The organism is Woeseia sp. D3-10 (assembly GCF_055809415.1).
Window position 1 is genome coordinate 2,167,947 of record NZ_JBVVTW010000007.1, and the last position, 13,797, is coordinate 2,181,743.

The 13,797-nt window shown below is 60.2% G+C and carries 14 protein-coding genes; 3 read left to right on the top strand and 11 right to left on the bottom strand.

Annotated elements, in window-relative coordinates; all coding sequences use genetic code 11:
- Window positions 1-10: 10 nt before the first annotated feature.
- The 11 genes from AC0L8N_RS10200 to AC0L8N_RS10250 form a co-directional block, all read right to left on the bottom strand.
- Complete coding sequence (locus AC0L8N_RS10200; RefSeq protein WP_473667541.1) at window positions 11-859, bottom strand: NAD-dependent epimerase/dehydratase family protein; 849 nt, start codon at window positions 857-859, stop codon at window positions 11-13.
- A gap of 6 nt (window positions 860-865) precedes the next feature.
- A complete protein-coding gene (locus AC0L8N_RS10205; protein ID WP_473667542.1) occupies window positions 866-2,074 on the bottom strand; it encodes a heme biosynthesis HemY N-terminal domain-containing protein in 1,209 nt (402 codons plus the stop codon).
- Complete coding sequence (locus AC0L8N_RS10210) at window positions 2,071-3,309, bottom strand: uroporphyrinogen-III C-methyltransferase (protein ID WP_473667543.1); 1,239 nt, start codon at window positions 3,307-3,309, stop codon at window positions 2,071-2,073. Before AC0L8N_RS10210 ends, AC0L8N_RS10205 begins: the two co-directional genes overlap by 4 nt.
- The gene (locus AC0L8N_RS10215) at window positions 3,302-4,087 is read right to left on the bottom strand and encodes a uroporphyrinogen-III synthase (protein WP_473667544.1); all 786 of its coding nucleotides are present in this window, start codon (window positions 4,085-4,087) and stop codon (window positions 3,302-3,304) included. The genes AC0L8N_RS10210 and AC0L8N_RS10215 overlap by 8 nt, the downstream gene beginning before the upstream one ends.
- A gap of 2 nt (window positions 4,088-4,089) precedes the next feature.
- A complete protein-coding gene (gene hemC / locus AC0L8N_RS10220; RefSeq protein ID WP_473667545.1) occupies window positions 4,090-5,001 on the bottom strand; it encodes a hydroxymethylbilane synthase in 912 nt (303 codons plus the stop codon).
- A gap of 6 nt (window positions 5,002-5,007) precedes the next feature.
- A complete protein-coding gene (locus tag AC0L8N_RS10225) occupies window positions 5,008-5,754 on the bottom strand; it encodes a LytR/AlgR family response regulator transcription factor (RefSeq protein ID WP_473667546.1) in 747 nt (248 codons plus the stop codon).
- On the bottom strand, window positions 5,751-6,839 hold the full coding sequence (locus AC0L8N_RS10230; protein ID WP_473667547.1) for a sensor histidine kinase: 1,089 nt from the start codon (window positions 6,837-6,839) through the stop codon (window positions 5,751-5,753). The genes AC0L8N_RS10225 and AC0L8N_RS10230 overlap by 4 nt, the downstream gene beginning before the upstream one ends.
- A gap of 58 nt (window positions 6,840-6,897) precedes the next feature.
- Window positions 6,898-7,374 carry a DUF4124 domain-containing protein gene (locus AC0L8N_RS10235; protein ID WP_473667548.1) on the bottom strand — a complete coding sequence of 159 codons (477 nt, stop codon included), beginning with the start codon at window positions 7,372-7,374 and terminating at the stop codon, window positions 6,898-6,900.
- A 361-nt stretch (window positions 7,375-7,735) separates the two neighbouring features.
- Complete coding sequence (locus AC0L8N_RS10240; RefSeq protein ID WP_473670117.1) at window positions 7,736-8,947, bottom strand: ammonium transporter; 1,212 nt, start codon at window positions 8,945-8,947, stop codon at window positions 7,736-7,738.
- Window positions 8,948-9,051: 104 nt separating this feature from the next.
- Window positions 9,052-9,390, bottom strand: a complete 339-nt coding sequence (locus AC0L8N_RS10245) for a P-II family nitrogen regulator (protein WP_068611909.1) — start codon at window positions 9,388-9,390, stop codon at window positions 9,052-9,054.
- Between the two features lie 51 nt (window positions 9,391-9,441).
- A complete protein-coding gene (locus AC0L8N_RS10250; RefSeq protein WP_473667549.1) occupies window positions 9,442-10,062 on the bottom strand; it encodes a TorF family putative porin in 621 nt (206 codons plus the stop codon).
- 97 nt (window positions 10,063-10,159) lie between these two features.
- Between AC0L8N_RS10250 and AC0L8N_RS10255 the strand changes: the two genes are divergently transcribed.
- The 3 genes from AC0L8N_RS10255 to AC0L8N_RS10265 all read left to right on the top strand — a co-directional run bounded on the left by AC0L8N_RS10255 (window position 10,160) and on the right by AC0L8N_RS10265 (window position 13,779).
- Window positions 10,160-10,612: an accessory factor UbiK family protein gene (locus AC0L8N_RS10255; protein ID WP_473667550.1), complete on the top strand. Its 453-nt coding sequence runs from the start codon at window positions 10,160-10,162 to the stop codon at window positions 10,610-10,612.
- A 90-nt stretch (window positions 10,613-10,702) separates the two neighbouring features.
- Window positions 10,703-12,214 (top strand): YifB family Mg chelatase-like AAA ATPase, encoded by a 1,512-nt coding sequence (locus AC0L8N_RS10260; RefSeq protein ID WP_473667551.1) that lies wholly within the window; start codon window positions 10,703-10,705, stop codon window positions 12,212-12,214.
- Window positions 12,215-12,483: 269 nt separating this feature from the next.
- On the top strand, window positions 12,484-13,779 hold the full coding sequence (locus AC0L8N_RS10265) for a mechanosensitive ion channel family protein (RefSeq protein WP_473667552.1): 1,296 nt from the start codon (window positions 12,484-12,486) through the stop codon (window positions 13,777-13,779).
- The last annotated feature ends 18 nt before the right edge of the window (window positions 13,780-13,797 follow it).

The window sequence follows — 13,797 nt, forward strand, 5'->3', positions numbered from 1 at the left end:
GCTTCGCCGGTCAGTGGCCGGCGCGTAAACTGGCGCGGATGCCTTCTGTGGCATCCGGGTAATGCGGGCAGATGCGCAGGACGTCGTACATGCGCCGCAAGTCCAGGCGTCGTGACTCCCGCAGGAACGACAGGCGTCGTTCATTCCAGGTTTCGTTGGCCTCAGCCATCGAGACGGATTCGGGTATGTCGAGTCCGGCCAGCGTCGCCACCGTGCTGGCAAACCAGGTGCTGCTGCGATGGTCCCCGTCACCGACGTTGTACACGCCGACGGGCCGCGCAGGGTCGGTAGCCGCCAGTGCGCAATTCACCAGGTCGTCGACGTGAATGCGATTGCCTGGCCCCGCATCTTCTTCCCGCAATAACGGTTCAGCGTGCTGCAGCCGTTCAAGGCCGAGCCGGCCGGGGCCGTAAATCCCAGGTACCCGCAGGACGACCAGTTCCGAACCGTGTTTGTCGCACCAGTTCTGCAGCTCTGCTTCCGCGGCAACCCGGCGCTGCGCGCGCTCGGTCTTGGGCGCGACCGGGTCGGACTCGCTCACTCTATCGCCGCCGACATCGCCGTACACGCCGCTCGTGCTGAAATAAACCAATCGGCGGGGGCTGTTCGACAGCGCGTTCAGAAAATGTTGCAGGCGCGGGTCTCGCTCGTGCTGGGGTGATGGTGGCACCGTGTAGATGACACAGTCCACCTCGGGCAACGGCGCGATGGGCTGATCGAGGTCGGCGCAAATCATGCTGTGCAGCGGCTCGGCGTCCTGCTGGCGCCGGAGGCCAATGGCGCTGACAGTTGGCAAGGTGCTGAGTATGCGGTGGCCGCTGTAGCCAGCGCCGGCGATCAGGTATTGCCACTTGTCCATGCGGCGTCAGTCTTTGGTCGCGTCAGGACCGAGCCACGGAATCGCCGTGTTGCTCAGCGGTGTAACGAGGCCGAGGCCAGCGCGGTAGGCCTCTGCTGCGGCTGTACCTTCGCCCAGCTGGTTTAATAATCGTCCGTACTCCTGGTAGGCCTCCGGGCTCGGCCGCACAGCCAGCGTGGTTTCCAAGTAACTGCGTGCTTTGCCCCACAATTCGTTGCGCAGGCACAGCCGCGCGGCCGCCAACAGCAGGTCAGGGTCCTCGCCGTGCGTTTTGAGCCAGAGTTCCGCGCGCTTGAGCTGACGGGTTGGGTCGCTGGCCTGTGCCATCCCATAGAGGCGAACCAGCGGTCCGCGCCATTCGCGCTTCAAAGCGGCGGCGATCTCTTTTTCGACCTGATCATGCTCCCCACAGCGACTGAGCGCGGCGAAATACGCTTCCTGCAACTGCTCGTTCTTGCGGAACGCACGCGGTATGTCGTTCCACACACTCACAACCGAGTTCGCGTCGGCCGCGGCCCGCAAGGCCTCTACATGTACGCGCACGGTCCACGTCGCCAGCAGTTTCTCATCGAGCCGACCGTGTTTTTTCAGCCGCGGCAGGAGCGCCGCCAGTTGCTTCCAGTCTTCCAGTCGGAAATACAGTTTGCCCATCAGTACCAGGGCATGACTGTGGTTGGGTGAGTTCTCTTCGAGCTGACGCAAAGTGGCGAGCGCCTGCTCGTACTGTTGGCGATCGAGTTGCAGTTCGGCCTGGGTCAGCAATACGGCATTGGTCGCATTGGGTAATTTCTCGTATGCCTCTTTCAGCCAGCCGTCGCGTCGCTCGTCGTTGCCGCGCAAGTGAGCCGCACGTGCCGCTTGCAAGTAGTTGAGCAATGGCGCATCGCTGCCCGGTGCCGAGCGGGCCAGCAGTTTTTCACCACGGGCAAAATTGCCCTCCGCCATTTCGATAACGCCGCGCGTCAGGCGTTGCCCGGCGCGGCCACTGCGGTAACGACCGGCGGCTTCGCCCAGGCGGCGCGGGGCGCGCCACAACTTGCCGAGGAACCACAATGAGAAAATCAACAACGCGATGGCTCCGACCAGTGCCGGTACGGACATCTCGACGAGGTAGCCGCGGAAATGAATGACGATATAGCCGGGGTCTTGCAGCAAAAAGCTGGCGCCGATCGCGGCTAACACGATCGAAACGACAACGAGCAGGCCAAACTTCATTGGTCAGTTCCGGGGCTGTCCGCGGCAGGCGAACGTCGATCGCGGGACTGCATGGAAATGAACTGCCGCAGCAAGGCGAGCGACCCGGAGATGTCCGGCGGATTTGGCCGAAAGGCCGTCCTGCGCAATTCTTTGATCGTATCGAGCGCGCTCCTGACCGGCAGGCTGCCTACATCGTAGTATTCCGTGATCCAGCTACTGGCGTCATCCAGACTCTGCTGGAACAGGGTTTGCTCGCCGCGCAACAATGCGAGGCGCGCGGCCTGTAACTGCAAGGTCAGGTTGCTGCGCAGAAAATACGCGGCGTCCGGTGGCAGCAACGGTGTTGCCGGCTGATCGCTGCGACGTACCGAAATAACGCTGCTCAGGGAGCTCTTGAGTGATGCCCACGCACGTGCGACGCCGGTCAGTGACGGGTCGATGCCCGGACCGTCAAATTCCGGTTGCACAATGTCCGTTTTGAGCGTCAGTGAATCAATCGCGCCTGCCAGACTGGACAGCATCAAAGCAGCACCCTCGGTATCGGCAGTGCCCAGCGCGTCAAGTTGCCGGAGTTCGTCGGCGAGTTCGCGTCGAACGTCGGTAAGGCCCGGGTTGGCGAGCGAGACCAGCCGTTCATCGGCCAGTTGCAGTGCGATCTGCGCGAGAGAAACATTGCCGGCCAGTTGTAGCTGGGCATTGGCGATTTGCAGGTAATACTCGGCCTCAGACATCAGCCAGGTATCGCGCAATCCGCTGGATATGCCTTGCAGTGCAGCCATGGACGATTCGAGGTTGGCCAGTCGCCCGGGCACGGCTTCCAGCGGGCGCAGCCGTTCATTTAATGTGCGTTGCAGGGCGCTGACTTCGTCGTTGCCAGCGCCAAGTGATGACCGCAGTGCCGCGAGCGCTTGTTCGCTTTCACGGAGATTGCTGTTGCTGTCCTGAAGTTCGCGTTCCAGCCGTTCGAGGGTGGCTTGATTGCGGGTCGCCAATGCATCCGGCTCTGGTTCAGTCATGAACTGCCAGGCAACACCCGCCAGTGCGGCGAGGGCAAACAGCAGTGCCAGCACTGCGAGCAGCAGACTGCCACGGGAGCGCTTTCTGACCGGCGCATCTGCGTCTTCAATGCCCGCATCGCTGTCAGCAGCGGCCAGAGTTTCCGGTCCTGTCGCCGCTGTCTCGCCAGCTGCTTCCACTACGGCGGTCTCGTTTGCCGGAACTTGCTGTTCGTCGTCTTTTGGGTCGTTACTCATTCATTTTTTCCGCTTGCTGCTGCCAGTCGGCGATCATCGCGGCCACCATGTCCTCAGCACGAGGACTGGCAGCCAACAGCGTCCTTAGTCCGGGAAGCCGTTCTTCTGCCGCCATTATCACACGATCGCTGGGCGTCACCAGTCGGGCGCTGCTGCCAGTGCCGATGCAGTCGCTTGGCAACAAGTCCAGCAGGTTATCGAGCGAGGCGACACTCATTGCTAGCAGGTAGTGTATGCCACCCTGACGGCAGGCGTTTGTCAGCATTGCCTGCTCCTGCGGGTTGGGGTGGTGCCGGCGGCGTTCATAAACGCAAACGTAGTTAACTGTCGCACCGCGGTCTCGCAGCGTTTGACCGAGCAGGCCGCGGCCGCCGTCGCCGCGCACTATCAGTATGCGCTGACCCCTGACGGCCTGCAGGGGGGCTTCGGCCAGCAGGGCTTCACTGTCAAAACCGTTTGCGGGCAGGATATCGGCGCGCCTCCCGGCGGTCTCGATGGCGTCGGCGGTGGCCTTGCCTATTGCGCCGAGGCGAGCCTGGTCTGGTGCCAGATACAGCCCGTGGTCAACGGCGTTCCGACTGACGAATATGAGGATGTCGGGCGTTTCCAGGCCTGCCATTTCTGAGTCGATGGCCTCGCGGGGCCGGGCGACGATGTCGATGACCGGGATATTGATGGATCGCCCGCCCGCATTCTCGATGCAGGCAATGAGCTCTTCTGACTGATGTCGGGGTCGCGTTTGCAGGACACCGGCACCGGCCAGTGCAGTTTCGTTCACGTTCAGCTGCCGGCCAGCAGGCTGGCCGCACCGTTTGCCAGAAGTACGTCAGCCAGTGCCGTTCCAAGCTCAGCTGCGTCGGCAGCGCGGCCGGAACTCTGCTGCCGCAGCATTTCGCTGCCATCGGCGCGGGCAACCAGTGCTTGCAGCGTGAGCTCGTCTCCGTTAAGTACCGCGTAGCTGGCGACCGGTGAGTGGCAGCTGGCTTCGAGGCGGTGTGCAACGGCCCGTTCAGCCCGGGTGGTGACGGCGGTATCGGGGTCCTCCAGTTGTGCCAGCAGTGTGCGCAGGTCGTCGCGATCAGTGAGGCACTCGATGCCGATGACGCCCTGGCCGGCGGCGGGCAACATGGTAGTCGCGGGTAGAACCTCGCTGATTCGATCAGCGAGCTCCAGTCGTTCGAGACCGGCTGCCGCCAGCACGATCGCGTCGTATTCGCCGGCGTCGAGTTTGCCGATTCGCGTTTGTACGTTGCCGCGCAGCGGTTTGACGGTTACGTCCGGCCGCACTGCCAGAATCTGTGCCTGTCGCCGGAGGCTGGAGCTGCCGACGACCGCGCCTTTGGGCAGCGTTTCGAGAGTTACCGGCTTGCGGCCGAGCAACGCGTCGGCGGGATTGCCGCGCGGCAGGATGGCGGCAATGCAAAAACCCGCCGGCATGACGGCGGGCACGTCTTTCATCGAATGCACCGCGATATCGGCCCGACCTTCCTGCATCGCGACTTCAAGTTCCTTGATAAACAGGCCCTTGCCACCGATCTTCTGCAAACTGCGATCAAGCACCTCGTCGCCGCGCGTGGACAGAGGAACGAGCTCCACCTTGGCAGCTGGTACGGCCCGGCGAATTTCAGCGGCGACATACTCAGCTTGCCAAAGTGCAAGAAGACTCTTGCGGGTTGCGATACGGATGTGCAAAACGAATTAACTCCCTTTGAGACGTCGGCGTACCTCGGCCAGATGACGCCGACTGACCAGCAGAGGTTCCGCGCCATCATTTGTATTGCCGCGTAAGCGGATCTGCGCCTGGCCGTCGGAGACTTTCTCGAGGGCTTCAATGTGTGCCAAGGATACCAGCGCGCTGCGATGAATCCGGACAAAGTGGTCACCGAATTCGCGTTCCAGCAATTTTAGCGAATCGTCGATCAGGTTGTCGCCATTGCTGTGCCGTACCCGCACGTACTTCTGGTCCGCCAGAAAACAGACAATGCTCTCAATCGGGATCAGTTTAAGTTCGTTGCGGACTCGCGCGCACACATGCTGACGCGGCTCCGCGACCGCATCGTTCTGTTGCAACTCCTGCAGTGACTGCCGGTTGATTCTTGCTGCGTGCGCAAGTGCCTTGTACAACCGTTCACGGCGAACGGGCTTCAGTACATAGCCGACGGCGTGCGCATCAAACGCCTGGACTGCGTACTCATCGTAGGCGGTCGTGAAAATCACGGCGGGCGGCGACTTGCTGCTGGAAAGATGCTGCGCGGTCTCGATACCGTTGATGCCAGGCATGCGGATATCGAGCAATACCACGTCCGGCGTCAACGATTGCGATAGCGTCAATGCTTCGTGTCCGTTGGCGGCTTCGCCGACGACTTTGAGATCATCACGCTCTTCAACCAGCATGCGCAACCGTTGCCGCGCCAAAGGTTCGTCGTCGACGATCAGGATATTCATGCATCCTGCTCTTCATGCGGGAACATTAAACGTACCGCGTAGTGCCCGGGAGTTTCCTCGACATCGACCCGCGCGCGACCACCGTAGGCCAACTCGAAGCGCTGGCGTATGTTGCTCAGCGCCATCTGGTGCCCGCTTGAGCGGTTCTGACGATTTGTGCGCGGGTTGCGAATTTCGATTTCCAGCTGACCGTCCAGCCGCCGACCGCTGACAGTGACTTCTCCGCCGTCGGCAAGTTGTTCGATGCCGTGGTAGATCGCGTTCTCTAGCAACGGCTGCAATGTCAGGCTGGGAATAAGTGCGCGCATCGGCAAGCTGGCAATATCCCAGCGAACAGTCAGGCGCTCGCCAAGGCGCAATTGCTCTATGCGCTGATATATACGCGCAACCTCGAACTCGTTCTTCAGTGCAACGCGGTTACTGGTGCTGCCAAGGTTGGCACGCAGCAGATCGGACAAGTCCTCAACCGCCTGTTCGGCTGATTCAGGTGCTGTGCGCACGAGCGAGGAAATGGTGTTCATCGTATTGAAAAGGAAATGCGGCCGGATCAGCGCTTGCAACGCACTGATACGCGCCTGCGCCTCCAGCACGATGCTGCGCCGCCATTCGCTGGAGACATACAGGTAGCGCATGGCCAGCGCGATCACGATGGCGCTGATCGCGAAGTTTCGAAACAGGAAGCCACCATGAGTGTCATCAATGATGACGGCTTCGCCAAAGCGAAGCGTGACTTGCCAGGCGATTTCGGCAAGCAGCAGACACAACCCGACCAGCAGGAAGAAGGCGATAATGAAGCCGTGGGTTTTGCCGGAGCGTTCAACCCAGAGTCGCGCGCGGCACAGTACAGCGCTGCTTAACAAGGCGAGCCACAGCACGTACAGCGACAGTTTCGCGAGTTCAGTAAGGAACGTACCGGTTTCGTTCTGCGATGCCAGTGTCAGAACGATGGCGACCAGTTCCGCGACCAGCAGCACCACGAGCAGTGTACTTGCGGCACAAAAATCCGGCAGGTAGGCCTGCGCGTCCTCGCGTGCGGCTTCGGCTGCAGAGGCCACATTGGTCTCCATCAGTAAAGAAGCGCGCATTGTAGCGCGCCTGTCGTCAGGGGGTTCGTGCCGGGTGCCGCTCTTTGTTGCAGGTTGCTCAGGGCGAGCAGTATTCCTCGACCTTGCTCTGTACGTTTTCGCGTGCTGCCGCGGTTTCCTGTTCGGTCAGGTAGATGCGTTCGCCGTTCTCGTCTTCGCGGTACAGACGACGAGATTGCACGAAGCTTTGCAGGCGTTCTTTGTAGGTTGTGCATTGTTGGGCACGTTCTTCGGCGATGCGGCGCAGTTCTGCCGGCGACGGCTTGTCGTCGGCGGTGCCTGCCGCTTCAGCTTGTTCGCGAGCTTCGCCACGCGCTTCGATCCGGGCTTGCGCCAGGGCGGCGATGCGCGCCGGGTCGGTTGGGCGAGACTGGATATTCAGACGCTCGACGGTGGCATTTTCGGCGGGACGATCACCGTAATGCACGTTGCCTGTTGCGTCCGTCCATTTGTAGATTTCGCCCGCAGCCACGCCTGACGCAAACAGCACGCCGAGCAGGGATACGGAGAACATACGAAGAAAGTCTGCAGACATGGTCTAGTTCCGGGTGTGTAAGTAGGCTACCGCCACCAGTGAGAAGTTAAGCTATTGACTGGGAACGTATTACAGCACGGAGCACTTCACAATGCCGTGACCCGGATCACAGGCCCCGTTGTGAACTATCTGGTAATGAGTGGGCAAATACCTGGCGCAGAGCCGTGACCGGGCGCGGGGTCGGCCAGCGGTATCCGGGCTTGAGGTACTGGGTACACGGGACCGTCGCCCAAAAAAAAAGCGGATCCAAAAGGATCCGCTCAATCTTAACCGGCTGCCCGTGGGGCGAGGCCGATTACATGGCGGGGGAAGCCACACCATGAACATATGGTCATGGGTGACCGTTTGCAACCCCGATTTGTCAGTCCGCGCGGGTGAACTCGGGATAGGCCTCCAGGCCGCATTCGCTGATGTCCACGCCCTCGTATTCGTGCTGTTCGTCCACTCGCAGGCCAACGGCCAGGCGGATCAGGAACCAGACCAGCAGACTCATCAGGAATACCCAGGCGAAAATGGACACAATGCCAAGTAATTGCGGACCCAGCCCGGCGTCGTCGTTATAGATGGGTACCGCGAGCAGACCCCAGATGCCGACCACTCCGTGCACCGAAATTGCACCGACCGGGTCATCGAGACGCAGCTTGTCGAGACCGACGATGGAGACTACAACCAATAGTCCACCCACGGCCCCTATAAGGGTGCTGCCCATAGCGGTTGGCATCAATGGTTCAGCGGTGATTGCGACCAGCCCGGCCAGCGCACCGTTCAGGGCCATCGTCAGGTCAGCTTTGCCGAACCATAGCCTGGCCAGCAGCAAGGCAGCGACCAGACCACCGGCGGCCGCCATGTTGGTATTGACGAAGATGCGGGCGACCGCATTCGCTTCACCGACATCGCTCAGCTTGAGCTCGGAGCCACCGTTGAAGCCAAACCAGCCCATCCACAGAATCAGCATACCGAGAGTCGCCAAAGGCAGGTTACAGCCGGGGATAGCCTTGATCTCACCGTTCTTACCGAACTTGCCTTTGCGTGCGCCCAGCAGAATGACGCCGGCGAGCGCGGCGGCGGCACCGCACATGTGCACGACACCGGAACCGGCAAAGTCCTGGAACCCGGCGGTTTGCAGAAAACCACCGCCCCATTTCCAGAAACCCTGGACCGGGTAGATGAAGCCTGTCAGCACGACGGTGAAGGCGAAAAACGACCACAGTTTCATACGTTCAGCGACAGCGCCTGAAACGATGGACATCGCTGTAGCCACAAACACGACCTGAAAGAAAAAATCCGACAGGTTCGAGTAGTAGGTGTCGCCATTGCTGGCAATCACGTCAGCGGCACTGTTGTCGGCTGTACCGAGCAGGCCCGTGCCGAGCGTGAGGAGGCTGCCAAACATGCCGCCCGCAAAATCGTCGCCGGGGTACATGATCGAGTAACCACACAGCATGTACATGATGCAGGCGATGGAGTAGAGACCAATGTTCTTGGTGAGAATCTCGGCCGTGTTTTTTGCCCGCACGAGGCCGGCTTCGAGCATGGTAAAGCCCGCTGCCATCCACATGACGAGGGCACCCATCACGAGAAAATAAAAAGTATCGAGGGCGTAGCTCAGTTCGGTGACCTGGCCCGCGAGTTGCGTTACGTCTGTCACGTTTGCACTCCTTGGTATTAGTGGTGGGCTTAAACAGCCTCGTTGCCGGTTTCGCCGGTGCGGATGCGTATGGCCTGGGTCAGCTCGCTGACAAAAATCTTGCCGTCACCGATCTTGCCGGTGCGAGCAGCGTTCGCGATTGCTTCCGTGATCTGTTCGACCAGCTCGTCGGCAACGGCGAGCTCGATACGTGCCTTGGGAAGGAAATCGACAACGTACTCGGCGCCGCGATAAAGCTCCGTGTGACCCCGCTGCCGGCCGAAGCCTTTGACTTCGGTCACCGTTATGCCCTGCACGCCGATTTCCGCGACTGCTTCGCGGACGTCGTCGAGCTTGAACGGCTTGATGATCGCCGTAATCATTTTCATTGTTGTCCCTCGCTCAGATAGCTATGGAAGGCGGCCAATGGCCGCCGCCGTTCAGTTGATTTGAAAGGTCTTGCTGATACCGAAGATCAGTGCTTCGTCGGTATCGCTTGTGACAGGGTCGTCGGCGACGATCAGGGCAACGCTGAGGTCAAGCTCAGCCACGCCGAAGCCATAGCCCAGTTCGAGATAGTCGCCGTCAAAATCTTTGTTGAATCCGGCGTACTTGCCATACAGGCCGTTTTTCTCGAGCGTCAGCGCGTAGTAGCCGTAGTCTTGCGTTGGCCCGTCAAAGTTTTCGTACTCACCGATGGCGTACTCGGCCGAGAAAATTCCGTAGCCAAAGCGCAGGTTCACTTCCTGATAGGTGTCGTCGAAGTCGCCCGTGTAGTAATAGCCGGTGAAGCCGACGCCAAACGAGAAGTCTTCGTATTCGCCGTCCCAGCCAAAGTAGCCGTCGATCTCCATGCCGTCGCCGACATCTGCGCCCCAGGTGCCGGCGTAGAAGCCGCCTTCCGTATAGTCGAGGCCGGCCGACGCTGACGAGCTGTGCTGCATCAGTCCGCGGTAGTAGTAGTCGCTGACCCAGCCGGCATTGGCGCTGAGTTCGGCCTGAGCGGTACTTGCCAGCAAGAGAAGTGCTGTCAGCAGGCCTGTGCGGATAGTTCTGTTCATGAAATCTTTCCTTAGTTTGTAAGTGGCGGTGATCGCGTACACCTGCTTGGATAGCAGTAATCGTGCCAAACAAAAAAGGCAGTAAAAACAATTAGATATGAATGCCACAAGCTGGCTTGCGCACTGTATTGGTGCGCTCTCGGATGGCCTGCGAGTCAAAGCGGAGCAGCGAAAGCAGTCGTTAACTATCAATTTGCGACTGGCGTTGCAGCCGTGTCTGCGGTATCAATCGCGCATGACAAGAGAATCCATAGACAGTCTGGCGCGGCGACTTGCCGCTTCGCTTCCGCAGGGTCTGCGCAGCATGCGCGATGACATGGAAGAGAATTTTCGTAGTGTGCTGAAGAGCTCCCTGCAGCGAATGGACCTGGTGACCCGGGAAGAATTCGAGGTGCAGGAAGCCGTGCTCGCCCGTACCCGCGAAAAACTGGAAACGCTGGAAGCGCGCCTTACCGCCTACGAGCAATCAGCCGCTGCACCACCGTCGCCGCGCAAGAAGGCCAAAAAGAAGGTCAGCAAAAAAGCTGGCAGCAAAAAAGCCGCGGAGTGAGTGAAACGCGGTAAGCCAGGGAGTGGCGATCGTGGATGGGCGACAATTTGAATCTGAGCGCGGCGACGCCGACAGCAAAGCCTGTTGCTGATGGGCCTGGCGCTCCTCAATAGTCGCGCTCAACTCGGAGTTGATGCCCCGCGAGTCACGATCGAAGTGTTCTTGTCCGGTGGACTGCCAACGTTCGCCATTGTCGGCATGCCGGAGACCGCGGTTCGCGAAAGCAAAGACCGGGTGCGCGGTGCCATTCTCAGTTCCGGCTATAACTTTCCGCAAGAACGCATCATCGTCAGCCTCGGTCCCGCCGACATGCGCAAAACGGGCGGGCGATTCGACCTGGCCATTGCACTCGGTATTCTCGTGGCGAGCAATCAACTGGACGATGAGCTCATGACCAGCCATGAATTCTTCGGTGAACTGGCGTTGAACGGCGAGTTGCGCGGCGTTCCCGGTGTATTGCCGGCAGCGTTGCGTGCAGCCGATGCCGGACACCGAATAGTGGTGCCCGTTGGCAATGCGGCTGAAGCCGCATTCGCTTCGTCCGAGGTGCTGGGAGCGGCGTCATTGCTGGAAGTGACGGCGCACCTCTCCGGCTCGCGGCCTCTAACGCCTGCGCCACGACGCCCGGCGCAACCGCAGGAGCCGGACGCGCTCGACCTCAAAGACGTGCGCGGTCAGACGCACGCCAAACGGGCGCTTGAAATTGCTGCAGCAGGTGGCCACAACCTGCTATTCGTCGGACCTCCCGGCACGGGCAAAAGCATGTTGGCGAAACGTCTGCCGGGCCTGTTGCCGCCGATGTCAGATGACCAGGCGCTGGCGACTGCGGCGGTGGAGTCGATTCTTGGTGTTGATACCGATGTGCAGCGCTGGTGCCGACGGCCGTTTCGCGCGCCGCACCATACCGCGTCGGCAGCGGCATTGGTCGGCGGTGGCGGCGACCCGCGTCCCGGGGAAGTGTCACGCGCACACAATGGCGTGTTATTCCTCGACGAGCTGCCCGAGTTTCATCGCAACGTGCTTGAAGTGCTGCGCGAGCCACTGGAGTCCGGACACATCACGATCTCCCGCGCTGGCACGCAGGCAGACTTCCCGGCCAACTTCCAGCTGGTCGCAGCCATGAACCCCTGCCCGTGCGGCTACCTCGGTGATCCGCGCGGCAATTGCAATTGCAGTGCGGATCGCGTCCAGAACTACCGCTCGCGAATTTCGGGTCCGTTGCTGGATCGCATCGATATACAAATGAAAGTGCAGCGGCCGCCGGCGTCGTGCATGCGGGCAGACAGTCCGGTGGGTGAATCGACCGCCACGGTGGCGGCTCGCGTCTTCGCAGCCCGTGCAAGGCAGCTGAAACGTTCAGGTGTGTGCAACGCGAATCTCGACGGCGAACGATTGGCGGCAGCCTGCAAACTCACCGACGGTGCCAGCGCGCTGCTCGAGCGCGCGATGGATCAATACGGCTTGTCGCCGCGAGGACATCAGCGCATGCAGAGAGTGGCGCTGACCATCGCTGACCTTGCCGGTGACGATAGCGTGGGCGTGAATGCGATCGCTGAAGCACTCAGCCTGCGCGGCTTGCAGGCCCGGTCAGTCCCGGCTTAGCGCCACGACTCACGCTGCGAATGTCGTTCGCAGTGTTCAGGCTCAGAAACGCCATCTGCGAGTGAAGCTCACGCTGGCGGAACACGATGCTTGCTGTTGAGTTCACCCTGTCTACAGCGTTTCGGCAAAACAACGTGACCTCGCGGAGGTACAGCCGAAGCCGCTGTCAGAAACGACTGCGCCCGCTGGAGTACAATGCCCCACTTTTGCGCTGTCGTGACGCCACAACCCACGACGTCGTGACATCACCGATGTAGGAAGACAGTAACGTGGACAATCTGCGGAATGAATTTAAACAATTTCTGATGGCCTGGTTCGAGGTTCACGTGCCCAGCGTCGCGCAGATTGCGTTCGACCTTTTCGTCGTGCTATGGATCAGCGTCTTCGCTTTAGTTCTGCATTTCTTCCTGCACGGCTTCGTGCACCGCGTGCTGGTCCGGTTTGTTGGCAAACAGGAAGAGACGTGGCAGCGGGAGCTGTTGGCGAACAATCTGTTTCGGCGAATTTCCTTCGGCTTTCAGGGTGCGGTGGTCCAGATTCAGGCCGGCCTGTGGCTGGAAGAATCGTCGTTTCTGTTCCGACTGATTGATACCTTGAGCGTGCAGTGGATATTGCTGTTCGCATTGCTCGCCTTTTTCTCGTTCCTCGATGCTTTGCGCACGGTGATGTACCGTCACGGCGGACCCACGAACTTCCCGATCCGCGGTTTGCTGCAAACCGTAAAATTGATCGCCACTATCCTGATTGGTTTGCTGGCGATCTCGGCATTGATGGGCAAATCACCTTTGATACTGCTGAGTGGCCTGGGTGCTCTGTCCGCGGTCCTGCTGCTGGTATTCAAAGACCCGATACTGGGTCTCGTGGCCGGCATTCAGCTTTCGGCCAACGAGATGCTGTCGGTCGGCGACTGGCTGGAGATGCCGAAATACGGCGCGGACGGCGATGTAGTCGATATCGCTCTGACGACGGTCAAGGTGCGGAACTGGGACAAGACGATCACCACCATTCCTACCTACGCGCTGATTTCCGATTCATTCAAGAACTGGCGAGGTATGTCGGAGGCCGGTGGGCGGCGCATCAAGCGGAGTGTTCTCGTCGAGACCAGTAGCATCGGTTTTCTGAACGAGGACCTGATGCAGCGACTCAGAAAAGCGGACTTGCTTAGTACCTATTTGCAGCAAAAGCTCGAAGCGATTGAGCAAGCTAACGTTGCCAGACAGACGGACATGTCGGTACGTATTAACGGTCGCCGGCTGACGAATGTCGGTACTTTCAGGGGGTACCTGGTTTCCTACTTGAAGGCGCACCCGCGGATTCGACAGGACATGACGTTGCTGGTTCGGCAACTCAACCCGTCCAGCGACGGGTTGCCTATCGAGGTCTACGCCTTCACCAGCACGATCGACTGGAATGAGTACGAAGACATCCAGTCGGATATCTTCGACCACATTTTTGCCGTATTACCAGAATTTGACTTGCGCGCGCACGAGTCCCCCACGGGGCACGACGTACGCGCGCTGGCGACAACCTGGCTTGCCGCAAACCAGGGCGGCAAGCCGGATTAAACGTGTCCGGCTTTACCG

What these genes read in the sequence shown, in the direction of transcription:
- AC0L8N_RS10235 (WP_473667548.1), bottom strand. Translation starts at nt 7,374, where the DNA reads ATGTCTGCAGACTTTCTTCGTATGTTCTCCGTATCCCTGCTCGGCGTG.
- AC0L8N_RS10250 (WP_473667549.1), bottom strand. Translation starts at nt 10,062, where the DNA reads ATGAACAGAACTATCCGCACAGGCCTGCTGACAGCACTTCTCTTGCTG.
- AC0L8N_RS10245 (WP_068611909.1), bottom strand. Translation starts at nt 9,390, where the DNA reads ATGAAAATGATTACGGCGATCATCAAGCCGTTCAAGCTCGACGACGTC.
- AC0L8N_RS10225 (WP_473667546.1), bottom strand. Translation starts at nt 5,754, where the DNA reads ATGAATATCCTGATCGTCGACGACGAACCTTTGGCGCGGCAACGGTTG.
- AC0L8N_RS10260 (WP_473667551.1), top strand. Translation starts at nt 10,703, where the DNA reads ATGGGCCTGGCGCTCCTCAATAGTCGCGCTCAACTCGGAGTTGATGCC.
- AC0L8N_RS10230 (WP_473667547.1), bottom strand. Translation starts at nt 6,839, where the DNA reads ATGCGCGCTTCTTTACTGATGGAGACCAATGTGGCCTCTGCAGCCGAA.
- AC0L8N_RS10200 (WP_473667541.1), bottom strand. Translation starts at nt 859, where the DNA reads ATGGACAAGTGGCAATACCTGATCGCCGGCGCTGGCTACAGCGGCCAC.
- AC0L8N_RS10255 (WP_473667550.1), top strand. Translation starts at nt 10,160, where the DNA reads ATGAATGCCACAAGCTGGCTTGCGCACTGTATTGGTGCGCTCTCGGAT.
- AC0L8N_RS10240 (WP_473670117.1), bottom strand. Translation starts at nt 8,947, where the DNA reads ATGGGTGCCCTCGTCATGTGGATGGCAGCGGGCTTTACCATGCTCGAA.
- AC0L8N_RS10205 (WP_473667542.1), bottom strand. Translation starts at nt 2,074, where the DNA reads ATGAAGTTTGGCCTGCTCGTTGTCGTTTCGATCGTGTTAGCCGCGATC.
- AC0L8N_RS10210 (WP_473667543.1), bottom strand. Translation starts at nt 3,309, where the DNA reads ATGAGTAACGACCCAAAAGACGACGAACAGCAAGTTCCGGCAAACGAG.